Origin of the sequence: Luteolibacter arcticus (assembly GCF_025950235.1) — a bacterium.
Lineage (GTDB): Bacteria > Verrucomicrobiota > Verrucomicrobiia > Verrucomicrobiales > Akkermansiaceae > Haloferula > Haloferula arctica.
Genome location: NZ_JAPDDT010000010.1, coordinates 42798 through 57781, shown reverse-complemented (window position 1 = coordinate 57781; position 14984 = coordinate 42798). Strand labels below are relative to the sequence as shown.

The 14984-nt window shown below is 63.4% G+C and carries 11 protein-coding genes; 1 reads left to right on the top strand and 10 read right to left on the bottom strand.

Going from position 1 to position 14984, the window contains the following annotated elements; genetic code table 11:
- Window positions 1–57: 57 nt before the first annotated feature.
- Genes OKA05_RS19845 through OKA05_RS19810 form a run of 8 tightly spaced genes read right to left on the bottom strand, consistent with a single transcriptional unit; the run spans window position 58 to window position 8644 of the window.
- A complete protein-coding gene (locus OKA05_RS19845) occupies window positions 58–888 on the bottom strand; it encodes a metallophosphoesterase (protein ID WP_264488933.1) in 831 nt (276 codons plus the stop codon).
- A complete protein-coding gene (gene rlmB / locus OKA05_RS19840) occupies window positions 885–1475 on the bottom strand; it encodes a 23S rRNA (guanosine(2251)-2'-O)-methyltransferase RlmB (RefSeq protein ID WP_264488932.1) in 591 nt (196 codons plus the stop codon). The genes OKA05_RS19845 and rlmB overlap by 4 nt, the downstream gene beginning before the upstream one ends.
- A gap of 51 nt (window positions 1476–1526) precedes the next feature.
- Window positions 1527–1808, bottom strand: coding sequence for a hypothetical protein (locus OKA05_RS19835; protein WP_264488931.1), 282 nt, complete (start codon window positions 1806–1808; stop codon window positions 1527–1529).
- On the bottom strand, window positions 1789–2082 hold the full coding sequence (locus tag OKA05_RS19830; protein ID WP_264488930.1) for a hypothetical protein: 294 nt from the start codon (window positions 2080–2082) through the stop codon (window positions 1789–1791). The genes OKA05_RS19835 and OKA05_RS19830 overlap by 20 nt, the downstream gene beginning before the upstream one ends.
- Before the next feature lie 42 nt (window positions 2083–2124).
- On the bottom strand, window positions 2125–5397 hold the full coding sequence (locus tag OKA05_RS19825; RefSeq protein WP_264488929.1) for an efflux RND transporter permease subunit: 3273 nt from the start codon (window positions 5395–5397) through the stop codon (window positions 2125–2127).
- Complete coding sequence (locus OKA05_RS19820) at window positions 5394–6521, bottom strand: efflux RND transporter periplasmic adaptor subunit (RefSeq protein ID WP_264488928.1); 1128 nt, start codon at window positions 6519–6521, stop codon at window positions 5394–5396. Before OKA05_RS19820 ends, OKA05_RS19825 begins: the two co-directional genes overlap by 4 nt.
- A gap of 9 nt (window positions 6522–6530) precedes the next feature.
- Entirely contained in the window at window positions 6531–7928 is a 1398-nt protein-coding gene (locus OKA05_RS19815; protein WP_264488927.1) for an efflux transporter outer membrane subunit, read from the bottom strand.
- A gap of 14 nt (window positions 7929–7942) precedes the next feature.
- Window positions 7943–8644 (bottom strand): TetR/AcrR family transcriptional regulator, encoded by a 702-nt coding sequence (locus OKA05_RS19810; RefSeq protein ID WP_264488926.1) that lies wholly within the window; start codon window positions 8642–8644, stop codon window positions 7943–7945.
- Window positions 8645–8896: 252 nt separating this feature from the next.
- On the opposite strand from OKA05_RS19810, the gene OKA05_RS19805 reads away from it, so the two are divergent.
- A complete protein-coding gene (locus tag OKA05_RS19805) occupies window positions 8897–10189 on the top strand; it encodes a DUF5690 family protein (RefSeq protein WP_264488925.1) in 1293 nt (430 codons plus the stop codon).
- A gap of 1 nt (window position 10190) precedes the next feature.
- On the opposite strand, the gene OKA05_RS19800 is transcribed toward OKA05_RS19805, so the two are convergent.
- Entirely contained in the window at window positions 10191–12950 is a 2760-nt protein-coding gene (locus tag OKA05_RS19800; protein ID WP_264488924.1) for a purple acid phosphatase family protein, read from the bottom strand.
- 150 nt (window positions 12951–13100) lie between these two features.
- Complete coding sequence (locus tag OKA05_RS19795) at window positions 13101–14840, bottom strand: hypothetical protein (RefSeq protein WP_264488923.1); 1740 nt, start codon at window positions 14838–14840, stop codon at window positions 13101–13103.
- Window positions 14841–14984 lie beyond the last annotated feature (144 nt).

Below are 14984 nucleotides of genomic sequence, written 5' to 3'. Positions count from 1 at the left end.
GTTCGACGGGACTCCACGCTAGCTAAAGCAGACGGCGGGCGAGGGTGACAAGACTCGTTAGGCACCAATCGTGTCTTGCGGCAGCCGCGGCAGCCTCCACGTGCCGCAGAGATCGCCGAGGCGGTAGGATGGTCCGCTTTCGTCCACCCGCCCGCAGCGGAGCTGGCTGCCGTCGAACTCCGCCCACAGTGCCGGGCAGGGATTCATGAAGGCGCCGAGATTGATGACCAGCCGGCCGCGCTTCCGCCAGATGCCGGCCCGGTGGAAGTGGCCCTTGATGACGATTTCCGCTCGCGGAAAATAGTGCTCGGCGAAGGCTGCCGCGGCGTCCGCCTGGGTGGTCCACACGCGGATCATTTGGAAAGCGCGGGTCGGTGGATTGAGCGCATCCAGCGCGCGCTGCCACAGCTTCTTGCCCTTCGGATACTCGCGGGCGCGCAGCAGCAGGGCCATCTCACGGGCGAGCACGATCCGGGCTGCGGGATCATTGACCGCGGCTTGGTGGCGTCTCCAGAGTTCGGCGACCTCGGGCTGTTGGGTAAGTGCCTCGCGGCTCCACGGGGAGCCATCGTCGAAGAGCGAGTCGCCATGGATGACGAGGATGCGACCGCCCGCGAGTTCCACCCAGCCGGTGCCCGGCCAGCCGGGATCGTGATTGCCGGGGAGAAATACGGGCTCCACCCCTTCCTCGTCGCAGAGGCGTTTGAGCTCCTCGAGCATCTGCGACGAGCGTTCGCGGAACAGCTTCGCGAGTTCCTGCCAAGTGTCCCCGTTGAAGATCACCGTGCCCGCTCCGGCGATGAGCGGCCGCAGGCTTTCCACCGACTCGATGCGCGAGACGCGGTGGCCGAGGTGCAGGTCGGAAAGGATGCGGATGGGGGAAGTCATGCCTTAGCGACGGCCCTTTGGCGGACGGCTTCGTAGAGGCAGACACCGGCGGAGACGGAGACGTTCAGGCACTCCACTTTTCCGGACATGGGGATCTTCGCGAGGAAGTCGCAGTTCTCCTCCGTGAGCCGACGCATGCCCTTTTCCTCGGCACCCAGCACGATGGCGAGCGGGCCTTTCAGATCGAGATCGTAGATCAGCTTGTCCGTGTGGTCGGTGGTGCCGACCAGCCACACGCCGGCCTTTTTCAGGTGCTCCATGGTTCGCGCCAGATTGGTGACCTGGACGAAGGGGACATGGTCGGCGGCACCCACGGAAATGCGGCGGACGGTTTCGGTGATGCCGACCGCCTTGTCCTTCGGCGCGACCACGGCGTGCACGCCGGCAGCGTCCGCCGTGCGCAGGATGGCCCCGAGATTGTGCGGGTCCTGGACGCAGTCGAGGATCAGGAGAAAGGGCTCCTTCTTCTCGGCGATGAGCCGCATGAGGTCGTCCTCATCGAGCGAAGGCACGGACGAGGTGCTCTCTTCCGGTTTGCGGGCGTGGCGGTTGTCCCTGGCTTCGTGCTCGCGGCGGCGCGGTTTCATGGGCGGGAGATTGGGAGGAGAGGGGGAATCGGGCAAGTCATCCGGTGAGTATCACTTTCTACGGATTAGCCGCTGGATCTCGTCGTGATCGCCGAGGAAGAAAAATACGAGTTCAGGCGGGGTAGCGATGAAAACGAAGGCAAGCCGGTCGTCGAGGCCGACCCTGCATTCGTAGATGGTGCGGGTGAGACGCCGGATCCCGATGCCCGCGTGGACGTGCGGCTGGCCCCAGCCGGACATGACGCGGTTCATCGCCTCGCCGATCTCCTTTCGCTCGCGTTTGCCGAGACTGCGGATCTTCTCCAGGAGATCCTCAGTGATCCTTACCTGCAACGAGGGCTTCGAGGTTTCCCTTGAACTCGCGGAGCTTGCCTTCTTTGCCGGCTTTCTTGATCTGGCCATGGATCCGTTTCTCGAAGTTCTCCAGCTCAGTGTCGGACACGCCGTACTCCCGTGCCGCGTAGTCGGTGGATTCCACCGTGACCGGTCGCAAGGCTACGATCTTACCATCCACCACGATGCCGATGTCCGCGCCCTTCAGGGCCTGGCGGAGCAGCTTGGACAGGTTGCCACGGGCGGCGGTGGGCGTGAGGGTCAGCATGCTCATGTCGGAAAAGTGACGTAGATCCGTCGCAAATGCGAGCGGCATTTACGCTCCGTTCTCCAGCGCGTGCTCGTTGGCATCGAGCGCGAGTTCTTCCTCGTGTTGCTTCAGTGCCTCCGGCGTGTAGAGCTTCGCCCGGATGTCCTCGAAGAGGGCGTAGACGCAGGGCACCAGCAGTAGGGTATTGAAGAGGTTGATCAGGCCGCCGAAGGCGAGGCTGACGGCCATGGGGATCAGGAACTTCGCCTGCACGCTGGTCTCCATGATCATCGGCGCGAGGCCGATGAAGCTGGTAATGGAGGTCAGGAAAATCGGCGTGAATCTCGCCCGGCCGCCTTTCAGGACAGCCTCCCGCACGGAGTGGCCCTCGCGCCGATAGCGGTTCATGAACTCCACCAGAACCAGGCTTTCATTGATCACCACGCCGGCGAGCGCGATCACGCCGATGATGCTCATCACGCTGAAATTCATCCCGAAGAGGATGTGCCCGGCCACGGCGCCGATCATGCCGAAGGGAATGACGCACATCACGATCAGCGGCTGGACGTAGCTGCGCAGCGGCAGCGCCAGCACCATGTAGATGCCGAAGAGTGCGAGCACGAAGCCCTTGGACAGGTCGTTGACGCTCTCGCGCTGGTCCTTCTGCTCGCCTTGGAAGCCCCACATCACCGAGGGGAATTTCTCCTTCATCCGCGGGAAGGCATCGGCCTTCATCCAGTCCACCACGACGTTGGCGTTGGCGTTCGGATTGGTGCGGTCGATGTCGGCGGTGACATTGATGGAGCGGAAGCGGTTCGCACGGCGGATCAGGGCGTAGCCGCGGCCCTCTTCCGCATCGGCCACTTCGCTGAAGGGAATCTCCGCGCCGTCGCGGGTGCGGATCCGCATGTCGGAGAGGTTTTGCAAACTACGACGTTCATCGTAGGGATAGCGGACATAGACGCGGACCTCGTCGCGTCCGCGTTGCAGGCGTTGGACTTCCTCGCCGAAGAATGCCTGCCGCACTTGGCGCGCGATGGTGTCCAGGCGCAGGCCGAGCGCCTCGCCGCCCGGGGTCACGGCCAGCTTCACCTCGCGCTTGCCGTCGAGATTGCTGTCGCCGATGTCGATGATGCCCTCCTGGGTGGCGAGCTCGGCCTTCATGAACTCGGCCGCGGCATCGAGCTCGTCCATGTCGGGGCCGGTGAGCTCGAGGTCCACGGCATTGCCGCCCGCGGAGGTCTGGAGCTGGAAGGAAAGCTCGACCGCGCCGGGGATCGGGCCGACGCGCTTGCGCCAATCGGCGATGATGGCATCGGCGAGCAACTCCGGCCTGCTGCGCGAATCCGCGCCCTGCAATTCCACGGTGACCTCGCCGACGTTCACGCCTCTGGACGCCTGCAGGCTGAGCCCGGGCGTGTAGGGCTGCGAGCCGATGCTGGCCAGCAGGTGCTTGATGATTGGCCGGCCGTGGTCGTCCTGGATCTCGCGCTGGATATCGAGGGCCGCCTGCTCGATCTTGCGAATGGCGGCCTCGGTGGTTTCGACCGGCACGCCATTCGGCAGCGTGAGCTTGGCGCTGATGATCTCCGCCTCGACGCGTGGCATGAACTCGAACTTCACCAGTCTTCCGCTTGCCAGCAGCCCCAGGACGATCAGAAGCACCGTCGCGAATCCGGCGATCGTTGCGTGTCGCCACACGATGAGTTTTTCCAACAGCGGGCCATAGACGCTTTTCACAAAGCGATCGAGCAGGCCGGCGATCTTCTGTTGGAGGCGCAGGAAGCGGTTCGGGTGGTTCGGATCGACCGGCTTCAGGTGCGCGAGGTGAGAGGGCAGGATGAAGTTGGTCTCGATCAGCGAAACGATCAGCACGGGGATGACGATCCACGGGATCTGTCGCCAGATGTTCCCGCTGACGCCCTGCACGCCGAACATCGGCATGAAGGCGATCATGGTGGTGAAGACGCCGAAGGCGGCGACGCTCATGACCTCCCATGTCCCGCGCGGCGCGGCGAGGTGGGCGGGCTCGCCTTGCTCGATGCGTTCGTTCACCCGCTCGCCCACGACGATCGCGTCATCCGTCACGATGCCGAGCACCAGGATGAAGGCGAACAGCGAGATCATATTCACGGAGATGTCGCCGTAGGGCAGCGCGATCAAGGCACCCGCGAAGGCGATGGGAATGCCGAGCGCGACGTGGAAGGCGAGGGCCGGCCGCAGGAAAAGGGCGAGCGCGATGTAAACGAGGACAAAGCCTTGGAAGCCGTCGTTCAGCAGCAAATGGATGCGGCCTTCTAACAGGACCGATTCATCGTTCCAGATCTCGAGGTTTACGCCTTTCGGCACGTGGGCTTCCTTCTCGGCGACGAAGTCGCGCACGAGCTTAGCTACGCGCAGCGTGTCCTCATCGCCGGTGCGGAAAACGTTCAGCACGATTGCCGGATGGCCGTCGTAGCGGGAGTAGAGGTCCTCCTCCTTGAAGCCATCGATGACCTTGGCGACGTCGGACAGCTTCACCACGCTGCCATCAGGACGGGTCACCACCGTGATGGCCTCGATATCGGCCGCTTCGTAGCGACGGTTCTGGGCGCGAATGAGGATCTCACCGGCATTGGTGCGGACGGAGCCACCGGGCAGGTCGATGGACGTCGAGCGCACGGCATTCGCCACTTGCTCGAAGGTCATGCCGTATTCGCGCAGCGTGGCTTCCGAGACCTCGATGGAAATCTCATGGTCGCGGACGCCGGTCAGCTCGATCTGGGTGATGCGCGCGTCGCCGAGCAGGGCATTGGTGCCGCCTTGTTTGATCTTTTCCCACGCGGTTTCAGGAGCCCGGCCACTGAAGGCTAACAGGTCGTCCCGGACATCCTCCGCGAGTGCACGCAAGGTGCGTTCGTCGGTATCGGCGGTGATCGCCAAGCTCATCACCTGGTGCTTGAGCAGCACGTCGGCGATGATCGGCTTCTCGACGCTTTCGGCGAAGTTCTGGATCGCATCGACGCGGCTCTTCACGTCGTTGAGCACCTTGCGGACGTCCTTGCCGGCAGTGACCTCCACGACCACCACGCCGCGGCCTTCCGCGCTGGTGGAGGTCAGGCGCTCGATGCCGTCGAGGTCCTGGATCGCTTCCTCGATTGGCAAGCAAACGCCCTTCTCGACTTCCTCGGGCGTGGCATTCGGGTAAGGCGTCTGGACGGTGATGAAGTTCGAGGAGATCTCCGGGAAGATCTCCTTCTTCAGCCGGATCCACGTGAAGATGCCCAGCACCAGCAGGGCGATCATCAGGAAATTGGCGGCGACCTTGTTGCGCGCCCAGAAGAAGATCAGCCCCTTCACGGAGCCTCCTTTCCGTCGCGGGCCACGACCTCGACCTCCATGCCCTCGATCACCGCGGTCAAGGCGGTCACACAGAGTTGCTCGCCGTCCTCGATGCCCTCGGATACGAGCACGTCCTCTTTCTCGGTGCGGATGATTTTCACCGGGCGGGTGGTGATCGTGTGGCCGTCGCTGACGATCATCACGCGATCGCTCTTGGCGAAGGCGCGGCGTGGCACGCGAACCACATTAGGAATCTTCCGGCCTTCGATATCGGTGTGGACGAATTGCCCCGGCAGCGGTGCATCGGGAGCCTTCCCGTCGATGCAGGCGACGACGATGATCGAGCGGTTCTCGCGCTGGATCTCGCCCTCGGTGCGATCAACCACGGCCTTCCAGGTGCGAGTCCCACCGGCTTCGCGTAGCGTGATTTCCTGGCCGCGGAGGTCGAAGAAGGCTGCATCCTGTCGCGGCACCGGCAGGCGGACTTCAAGGACGTCGGTCGCATAGAATTCGGCGAGCGGCCCGGCCTTCGCGACGCGGGTGCCCAGATCGACCAGCTTCTTGCGGATGCGGCCGTCGTAGGGGGCACGGAGTTTGGTACGCTCCAAATCCTTCATGGCCTTGTCGACGGCGGCTTGGCCGGCTTCGACTTTTGCATGAGCGGCGGCGAGTTGGGGAATACGTCGGACGAGGTCGTTTGCAACCTGACCGGGCGTCGCGATCCGCTCCCAGTCGCGCTTCGCCTGTTCGGCGCGCATTTCTTCCTGCGCGACCTGCAGCTTGGCCTCGGCAAGCGAAGCCTCGGTCTGGGCGAGCGCGGCCTTGTAGTCGGAAGGGTCGATCTCAAGCAGCATGTCGCCGGTCTTGAAATGACCGCCGGCCTCGAATTCGGCACCTACTGCGATCACCGTACCTTCCACTTCCGCTGCGGCGCGGGTGACGGTGACGGGCTCGACGGTTCCCTGGGCGGGGATCGCGATTTGAAGTTCCAGCTTCCGCGCGGTGACCGTTTCCACCTCCTGCGACGCCTTCGGCGGGTGGGAGGGCAGCGGGGTTTTCTTCAGCTTCGCCAGCAGGACAAACATGGCGAAACCACCGAGCAAAATGACTGCGGCGATCAGGATGCGGAAGATGCGTTTCATCGGGAAAAATCAAGGGCCGCGCAGCACCACATCGCCGCCGAGGGCGAGGTGCAGGTTCACGCGGTTGTCGAGCAACAGGCGACGGACGGAGGCCAGCGCGGCACCGGCCTCGATCTGGCGATTTTGGGCAGCGAGGTAGGTGAGCACCCCGCCGTTGCCATTGCGAAACTCTTCACCGGCGCGGGCGGCGGCGTCCTGCGAAAGCTCGACCGTCTGCGAGAGTTCCTTCTCCTGCCGGCGCAGGTAGATCTCGGTGATCAATGACTGCTCGACCTCGCCGAAGGCATCGAGCACCACGCGCTGGAGATCCGCGATGGCCTCACGCTCCGCGGCATCCGCTTGCTCGATGCCACCGCGCAGGCGGCCGCCTTGGAATATCGGCTGGGTCAGGCTGCCGCCGAGCGACCACACGCCGGCGGAGCTTTTGAGAATGTCTTCAAGCTGGTCGGTCGAGGTGCCTAGGCTGCCGGTCAGCGAAAAACTTGGATAGAGCGCCTTCACCGCTTGGTCATGGCGACGTCCGGCGGCGGCGAGCTGGCGCTCCGCGGCGAGGATGTCCGGCCGGCGCAAGAGTAGCTCCGAGGGCAAGCCGGATGGCGGCGCAGGGGGGAGCTTGGGCAACTTCGCCGCAGCGGCGACATTGCCCGAGGGGTAGCGGCCTAACAGAAGTTCGAGCTGTCGCAGCGCACGCTCTCGTTCACCGCGGCGGCGCTCGAGGTCGGACCTGGTGGTGGCGAGTTCGGTTTCGCTGAGGCGAACCTGCGCCGCGGAGCCGCCGTCTTCCGCGATCGCACGCTCGAAGCGTTCGCGCACCAGGGTGGAGGACTCTTCCCGCGACTTCACCGCTTGCTCGGCGAGCGCGACCTGCTCATTCGACTCGGCCACGGCGAGCCATGCCTTTGAAACCTGTGCGGCGAGCGACGAGCGCAGCGCCCGGTCGGCCTGTTGCTGCGCTTCGGCATCGGCAATCGCCGCCTCGGCACCGGCCTTGATCTTGCCCCAGAGATCGACTTCCCAAGCGGCTTGAAGCGAGACGCCGAAGGTGCTGGCGGTGGAAGTTTGACCGAGAAAGTTCTGCTTCTGACGCGACGCCTGCGTGCCCGCGCCGAGCGAGGGAAAGCGTTCTGCGCCGGCGATCCTTGCTAGGGCCGCGGCCTGAGCGACCCGCGCGGCGGAGGCTTTCAAGCTGGGATTCGAGCGCTGTGCTTCATCCACCAATGATACCAAAGGCGAGCCGCCGATGGTCCGCACCCAGCGGTGGTCCACTCCGGAGCGTGCTTCTTTCGTGGCGGACCACGAATCCGGTGCACCGCCGGCCATCTCCATTCGCGAGCCCGGCGATTGCAAGGCGCAGCCACCTAACAGGGCTGCCATGGCGATGGCGGCGCTCGCGCGGGAGGGACTCATGCAGGAGGCCTAAATTAGAAGGGGAACTCCACCTGGGGTCCCTGCGGCTTGGTTTCATCCGAAACAGCCTCGCTGCCTTGGCGCATGCCGGCGGCGGCGAAGCGGATGAAGCGCGAAAGCGTCTGCTCCATGGTCGGATTGCCCGCCTCGCCACCGGACAGGCGCTGGAGCTTTTCGCCATGCGCCATGGTGTGGATCATCGAGCCGGACATGAGGTGGATGCGCCACCAGATATCGTCCGCGGCCAGACCCGGAACGGAGCGGGCGAAGGCCTTGAAGAAACGCGTGGCCATGGTGGTGAAAAGTTGGTCCACCACCGGCGGCATGTCGCAGCCGTGGCCGAACATGCGGCCCATCAGCTTGAAGAAGATCTTCTCGGAAAGTTCCGATCGCCGCACTTGGGTGGCGAAAGGGCGGATGAAAGCGTCGAGAATTTCCTCAATCGGCACGGGCTTGCCGGCGGCGCGGCGTTCCAGCGCTTCGAGGCGGGCGAGGCGCTCCTCGTTGACCGGATTGATGTAGCGGGTCAGCACCACGGCGATCAGTCCCTCGCGGCTCCCGAAGTGGTAATTGACGGCCGCCACATTCGCGCCGGCCTTGGTGGTGATGTCGCGGACCGAGACCCGGTCGAAGCCCTCGTCGGCAAACAATTCCTCCGCGGCTTCGATCAAACGCTGCTTGGTGGCGACCTTGGAATCTCCTGCAACTGCGCTCATGCCGGGAACCTTGTGCCGGTCCCCCGGGGTGTCAAACGATTGATTAAACAGGCACTCCGGGGTTTTACGCAACCTTATGGAAGGCATGGAATTGCGAGCTTGTGAAAATTTTCACAAGCGGTTTTCAAAGGGTGGGAATTCCCCGTCGGGTCCAAATCAATTGGCGGGGACGAACGCCAGCGGACCGTCGGGGCAGTTTCGCCCGAATTGGAGGATTGGCGACACTGGGCGTAACGATCAGAGTTCCTGCGAATGGCCGTTACGAAGCTGCGATCTTCCTTGGAGCGGAATCAGTTGCTCTTCACGGTCTTCGCGTCGCTAGCGGCGTTTTCGTGCTATTATTGCATGTATGCCTTCCGGCGGCCGTTCGCCGCTGCGGGGTATGATGGTGCCCAACTCCAGGTCGCCATTGCGGGCCGGCTCATTGAGGCAAAGACCATCTTCCTGATCGCCCAGGTGCTAGGCTACTGCGTTTCGAAGTTCGCCGGTGTCAAGTTTTGCTCGGAGCTGCCGCGCGCCCGGCTCGGCGGTGCCTTGCTCGCGTGCATCGGCGTCTCGTGGCTCGCGCTGCTCGGGTTCGCGGTGTTGCCGGTCGGGTGGAAGCCCGTGGCACTGTTCTTCAATGGCATGCCGCTCGGCGTGGTGTGGGGGCTGGTGGTGCGTTATCTTGAGGGCAGGAAGGTCTCCGAGCTGCTGCTCGCGGCGCTGTCCTGCTCGTACATCCTCGCCAGCGGCGAGGTGAAACGGATCGGTGCGTGGCTGCTGGAGAAAGGCGTGGCCGAGTACTGGATGCCTTTCACCACCGGTGCCCTGTTCGTAATTCCGTTCGCGGCATCGGTCGGGCTGCTTTCGCTGCTGCCGCCACCCTCCGCGGAGGATGAGATGCTGCGCGCCCGCCGCCAGGTGATGAATCGCGGTGAGCGGCTGGCCTTCGCCAAGCGCTTCCTGCCGGGGCTGATCCTGCTCTGCTTCTTTTACCTGTTCCTCACCGCCTACCGGGATTTTCGTGACAGCTATCAATCCGACCTTTTCGCTGAAATGGGCATTGCCGATGCGGCGGCGTTTTCGAGGACCGAGCGGCCGGTGGCGTTCGGCGTGATGCTGCTGTTAGGGCTGGCCTTTCTCGTGAAGGGCGCGCGCCGCGGTCTGGCGACGGTATGCCTGCTGATGATCTCGGGGATGGTGGTGCTCGGCGCTTCGACGCTGATGTTCCGCGCCGGGAAGATCGGTGGCGAAACCTGGATGATGGCGGGCGGCTTCGGTGCTTACCTGACCTACGTGCCCTTCGGCAGCGTGCTCTTCGACCGCATCATCGCCGCCACCCGCTTTTCGGGGACGGCGGTGTTTGCGATCTATCTGGCCGATGCGCTCGGCTACTCCGGGTCGGTGGGGATGATGCTTTATCGCGATGTGTTTGCCGGCGAGGCGAGCCGGCTGGAGTTCTTCCGTGACTTCAGCCTGTGGCTCGCCATTGGCGGGCTGCCGTTGCTACTAGCGGCCTCGGTTTATTTTCTCGGCCGCGCGAAGCTAGCTCCCGGCTCGTGAATCACTCGTCGGTCACGCGGAAGAAGCACTTCGGTTCGGTGGCAAGATTCACGGGCACCAATTCCTCATGGCTGGTGGCGGTGGCAGTGACGCTGCGCACGTCGGACCAGCCGTTCACGAGGTCGCTTTTCTGGACCTTGTAGGTCTTTCCCGGCTCCGACTTCCAGCGCAGGCGCATCTGATTTCCCTCAAGCTCGGCCTGCTCGAACTCAAGGGGAGCTTTTCCCACGACGCTAAAAGTCACGCGGTTGGAGACTTCGGTGTAGGAGTCGTTCGTGAACATCGCCAGGAAGTAGTTGCCCGGCGGGAGCTCCGGCAGATGGAAGGTCACGCTGCCCGAAGTGGCGCCGGCGAAGTAGATGTAGGCAGTGAGCACGTTCACTCCCGGGACCTCGCCTTCCTTGAAAATCCCGATCCAGTCCTTGGGGATGCCGGGGCCGTTGCTGAAGTTCACGTTGAAGTCGCTGCCCTGCTGGACCTGCGCGGATTCCATACTGACGGTGGAAATCAGCGTGCCAACCGAGAATGGAACACGCGTGCTGATTTCCTGGTAGCCGTTGTTCACCATGAAGGCGGCGTAGTAGTAGCCCTTCGCCAGTGCGGTGAAATCGCGGAAGCCGGCGGCTTGGCCGGCGCGTTGCCATGTCACGGCCTCCGTCGAGCCGGGACTGGTGCCGACCTGATAGATGCCGATCCAGTCCTGCGCTCCACCGGGAGCACCGGTGAAATTGATGCGCGCGGTTTCGCCCTCGTCGTAGGCCTCCTCGGTGGCAGTGAGCGTCACCATGCTGCCCACGTAGAAGGGCACGCGCGGGGCGATCTCGGTGTAGCCGTCTGCCGTGAAGAAGGCCACGAACCATTCGCCGACGGGCAGGTCGTGGGTGAAGTTCAGCGAGCCGTTGCGGATCGCCGTCCCGGGAGCGCCGGTGGTGTTGTTGAGATAGTACCAAGTGGTGGAGCCAGTGGGCCCCGGTGTCTGGCCCTTCTGATAGATGCCGATCCAGTCCCTGACGTGGCCTGCGCCGTTCTCGAAGGCGACGCCGATGTTCTCGTTGGGAGGATAGACGGTCTTCTGAAGCGTGAGCTTCGCATCCGCGGCGACGCTGCCTTGGATCGTGAAGCTCACCGCGTTCGACCATGATGACCACAAGGTGTTCGTGTCCCGGTGGCGGACCCGGGCGTGGTAGGTTCCATTCGGCAGTCCCGAGGTGGCGATTGTAAAGCGCAGGATATCCACGCCGGCATGCGTGTTCACCGGTTCATACAGCGGCGCGCCGGTGTCGCCGTAGAGATTCTCCACGTCGCGGATGCGGTCGATCTTGAGATTGGTGAAGCCAGCGTCCGCGGCGACCTGGAACCAGGTGCTGTTCATCGGTTCGCTGCTCGCTGTCTGGTAGGGCGAACTCGTGAGTTCGACCGGCAGCGCCACGGGAGCGCTGAAGGTATTGGTCAATGACGGCTTCTGCGGGGCGGCGGTGACACCGAGCTTGCGGGCGAACTGGTCCACCAGCCGGCTGTTGTACGACCAGCGGGTCGCGGTGGGGAAACGCACGTTGGCTTCGGAAAAGCAGCGGACGTCCATGGTGCGGGCATCGAGGTCGAACTCGATCAATTGCCATGACCAGTGGGCGATGGTCTTCTGGACATCGTCGTAGTTCGACTCGGTCGACTGGCCCCAGAACTGGTCCCAGGCGCTGCCGCCGGAGATGATGTGATAGACCGGCCACTCGCGCGTCTGGCCGCGTGCGTAGAGGTGATGGTGCGCACCGATGTTCAGCACGTGCTTCTGCGTTTGCGCGAGCACCGGCATGGCGGTGGTGCGCAGCCAGTTGGAGATGTCGCCGATGTATTGCTCCGCCTGATAGGGGCGGTGGCAGAGGCTGATCATCCAATCGAGGCCGGGCGCGGCATTGGCCGCGTTGACGACGTTCTGCACCCAGGTCGTTTGGGCCGCGGTGGTGTGCTCGCTGGAGGTGTGGACGAAGGCGATGTTCGCGAGCTGATAGGCGTAGTAGACCTCGGGATCCGTGCTGGTGACGCCGAGGCAGGTCAGGTCATCGTAGCGGAAGATCGCCTTGTAATTCGCGAGGCCCGGATCGCTGTAGGTCTCGTGGTTGCCGATCGTGGTCATGATCGGCACGTTGGGAGAGATCCAGCCGCAGAACTTGAAATGCAAATGGCGGTAGTGCTCCAGCGTGCCGACGTCCACCTGGTCGCCGGGCATCAGCACGAGATCGATCGCCTCCTCGATCGGCGCGCCATAGAGGTCCTCCACCTTCTTCTTGGCGCGTTCGACGAGACGTTCGTAGCGGCGCTGCTCCGGATCGATGATCTGGTTGTCGCCGATGACCATCACGCGGAACTTCCCGGTCGCCGTGCCGATCGCCTTCGGCGTGCGGAAGCGGAAGACCTCCGAGGTGACGTTCTCAGTACGAGCCCTGTAGTAGTAATAGGTGTTCGGCTGGAGTCCCGTGAGCCGCACGCTGTGGTAGCGATAGTTCGTGCCCATCGCATTCACCGTCCCGCTGACGGTTTGCGTCAGCGCACCCGCGGAGGTGCCGAAATCGACGTGGGTTTGTGTGTTGGCATCCGTCCACCAGGACACCCAGACCGAGTCCGGCCGCGGGGTCTGGAGGTAGGGCCGTAGCCCGGCCGGGGTGCCTTGGAAATCGTAGTTGATGGCACCCATCGCCCAGCGGGGTCGGAAGGCGAAGGCGGCGGCACCGACAGTGGAAAGACGGAGGAACTGGGAACGATTCACGACAAAGAGCGTGTGGGAAGATTTGGATTTTGCAGAGAGGGCGAATTCGACGGATGGCCGGGCATTTTCGAAGAATGGGCCGCTCCGCAGATGGCGGAGCGGCCCGGTCGACCTCGGTTCCAGAAAATGTCCTGCGAAAGGCGGCGATCTTCAGGGAGTGGCGGGCACCTCGTAGATTTTGTAGAAGCGGCGGCCCGGCGCGCCCGACTCGAAGGTCTCCGTAAAGTCCGTGGTGTCATCACCGTCGGATGGAAGCGCGAGGCTCACTTCGTCCCAGTCGACCAAGGGATCACCCTGCAGGCTGTCGGAGGCGTAGATGTCATATGCAACGCCCGCCTTTGATTCCCAAACCAAGGACACGCTGTTGGCTCCCTTGTTGATCGAGGTGACCTTGATCGGCTCATCCACCGGCGGCGGCTCGACAACGCTGAACAAGATCGGCCCTTGGGCGATGTCATAGCCATCATTGAGCAACAGCACGGCGTAGTAGTCCCCCACGGGCAGGGTGAAGGACATTGAACCGTCGGTAAATCCGGCAGCCGGGGTTCTATTGCCACTGAGATAGTTCCAAGCGTCCGCGTATTCGATGCCCGGGGTTTCGCCCACTGCATAGATCCCGATCCAGTCTTTCTCTGCTGCGGCAGCCCCGGTCCAGGTGACGGTGATGGGCTGTCCGTTTATAATCGATGCCGAGTTGATGGAGAAGGCCGCCGTGTTGCTGGTCTCGCGCAGGACACGGGTGCTGACCACCAGCGGGCTGCCGTTTGCCGAGAGGGTGAAGATCGTCGAAGGGTTGGGCACCGTGACCTGCTTCGAGCCGAGGCCGGTTTCGGGGTCGGTGTCGGCGGTCACGTCGATGGAGGAGAACCCGTCCGACAGGCTGACCGATGCACCGACGGGTTGGACACTCCAGTTCAAGGTGACCTGGTAGGAAGGGGCAATGGCGACCCGGGCAGTCTTGGTGAGAGTGAGTGCCTTGCCGGCATGCACCGTCACCTGACCCTGTTGTGAACCATTCAGGAGGAGCGTGTAGGTGGTCGCCACCGTTGGATTCACGAAGATGAATCCTTCGCCGGTTTCGAGATCGGTATCGGGCTTCACATCGAGTGGACCGCTGCCGCTATTGAGGGTCAGGGTGCCGATTAGCTCCGGTTTCTCGATGGACCAGTTGAGATAGAAGCCGTTACCGTCGAGCACTTCCAGATCACTGGTGAAAGTCCTTAGACTGGCAGAACTCGAACTGAAGGTGACGCTGTCCATCATTCCATAGTACGCGCCCGGCGTGGGAGCGCCCGCAGCCAGGGTGTATTTGGTTTGGGTGTTCCCCCCGAGTTGGACGCCGATCACCTTGCCGACGTCCGCGGCGGTGGCGGTATAGCTGAAGGTCACGGTTCTCAAGCCGGTGCTGCCGGGACCGACGGTGGTGATGTGGTCGTCGGGGATGGTGCCGCCATTTCCGGCTCCTACGGTTGAGGCGCTGAATTCTTCGGAGAACCAATGGTCGGTCGCCAGCAGGCTGCCGTCGGCGGTAAAGCCCAGGCTCCACAGGACCGGGGCTCCGGTGGCCCAGTTGTTTGCGCCGAAGATCGACATGCTCAAGGTGTAGGTCGTTCCTTCCACGAAGGTATTGGCCGCACCGCTGAGGGTCTGCTTGATCGTGCTATCCACGCTAGTGGCGAAGGTGCTGTCGGTGGGGTAGCTGTTGCTGAAGTAGTTGGTACCCCAACCGTTGCCGCCCGCGTTGCCGGCTTTGAAGGTGCCGGTCCAGTTGGTCTTCCCGTTATCGAAGCCGCCGTTGAGCAGTTCGGCGGCTTGGAGAGCGTGGCACATGGCGAGGCCGGCGAGGCCCATGGCCGCGAGGCGGCACCATTTCAAGAGTGTGATTTTCATTGAAGGAGGATTGAGGTCTTCCGGAAGGCATGAATTGCCCACCCGATGAACCGTATAGTCGGGGGAGGCGGTGGGTTTGGGGTAGTGGCACTATCGGCGGCGAAGGGGACATTTTCGGCGCTTGGCGGGCGTGGGCGGTGACAG

Excerpts from the sequence above, each read along its gene's own strand:
- OKA05_RS19845 (WP_264488933.1), bottom strand. The coding sequence starts at position 888 with ATGACTTCCCCCATCCGCATCCTTTCCGACCTGCACCTCGGCCACCGC.
- rlmB (WP_264488932.1), bottom strand. The coding sequence starts at position 1,475 with ATGAAACCGCGCCGCCGCGAGCACGAAGCCAGGGACAACCGCCACGCC.
- OKA05_RS19820 (WP_264488928.1), bottom strand. The coding sequence starts at position 6,521 with ATGAAACGCATCTTCCGCATCCTGATCGCCGCAGTCATTTTGCTCGGT.
- OKA05_RS19815 (WP_264488927.1), bottom strand. The coding sequence starts at position 7,928 with ATGAGTCCCTCCCGCGCGAGCGCCGCCATCGCCATGGCAGCCCTGTTA.
- OKA05_RS19795 (WP_264488923.1), bottom strand. The coding sequence starts at position 14,840 with ATGAAAATCACACTCTTGAAATGGTGCCGCCTCGCGGCCATGGGCCTC.
- OKA05_RS19810 (WP_264488926.1), bottom strand. The coding sequence starts at position 8,644 with ATGAGCGCAGTTGCAGGAGATTCCAAGGTCGCCACCAAGCAGCGTTTG.
- OKA05_RS19830 (WP_264488930.1), bottom strand. The coding sequence starts at position 2,082 with ATGAGCATGCTGACCCTCACGCCCACCGCCGCCCGTGGCAACCTGTCC.
- OKA05_RS19805 (WP_264488925.1), top strand. The coding sequence starts at position 8,897 with ATGGCCGTTACGAAGCTGCGATCTTCCTTGGAGCGGAATCAGTTGCTC.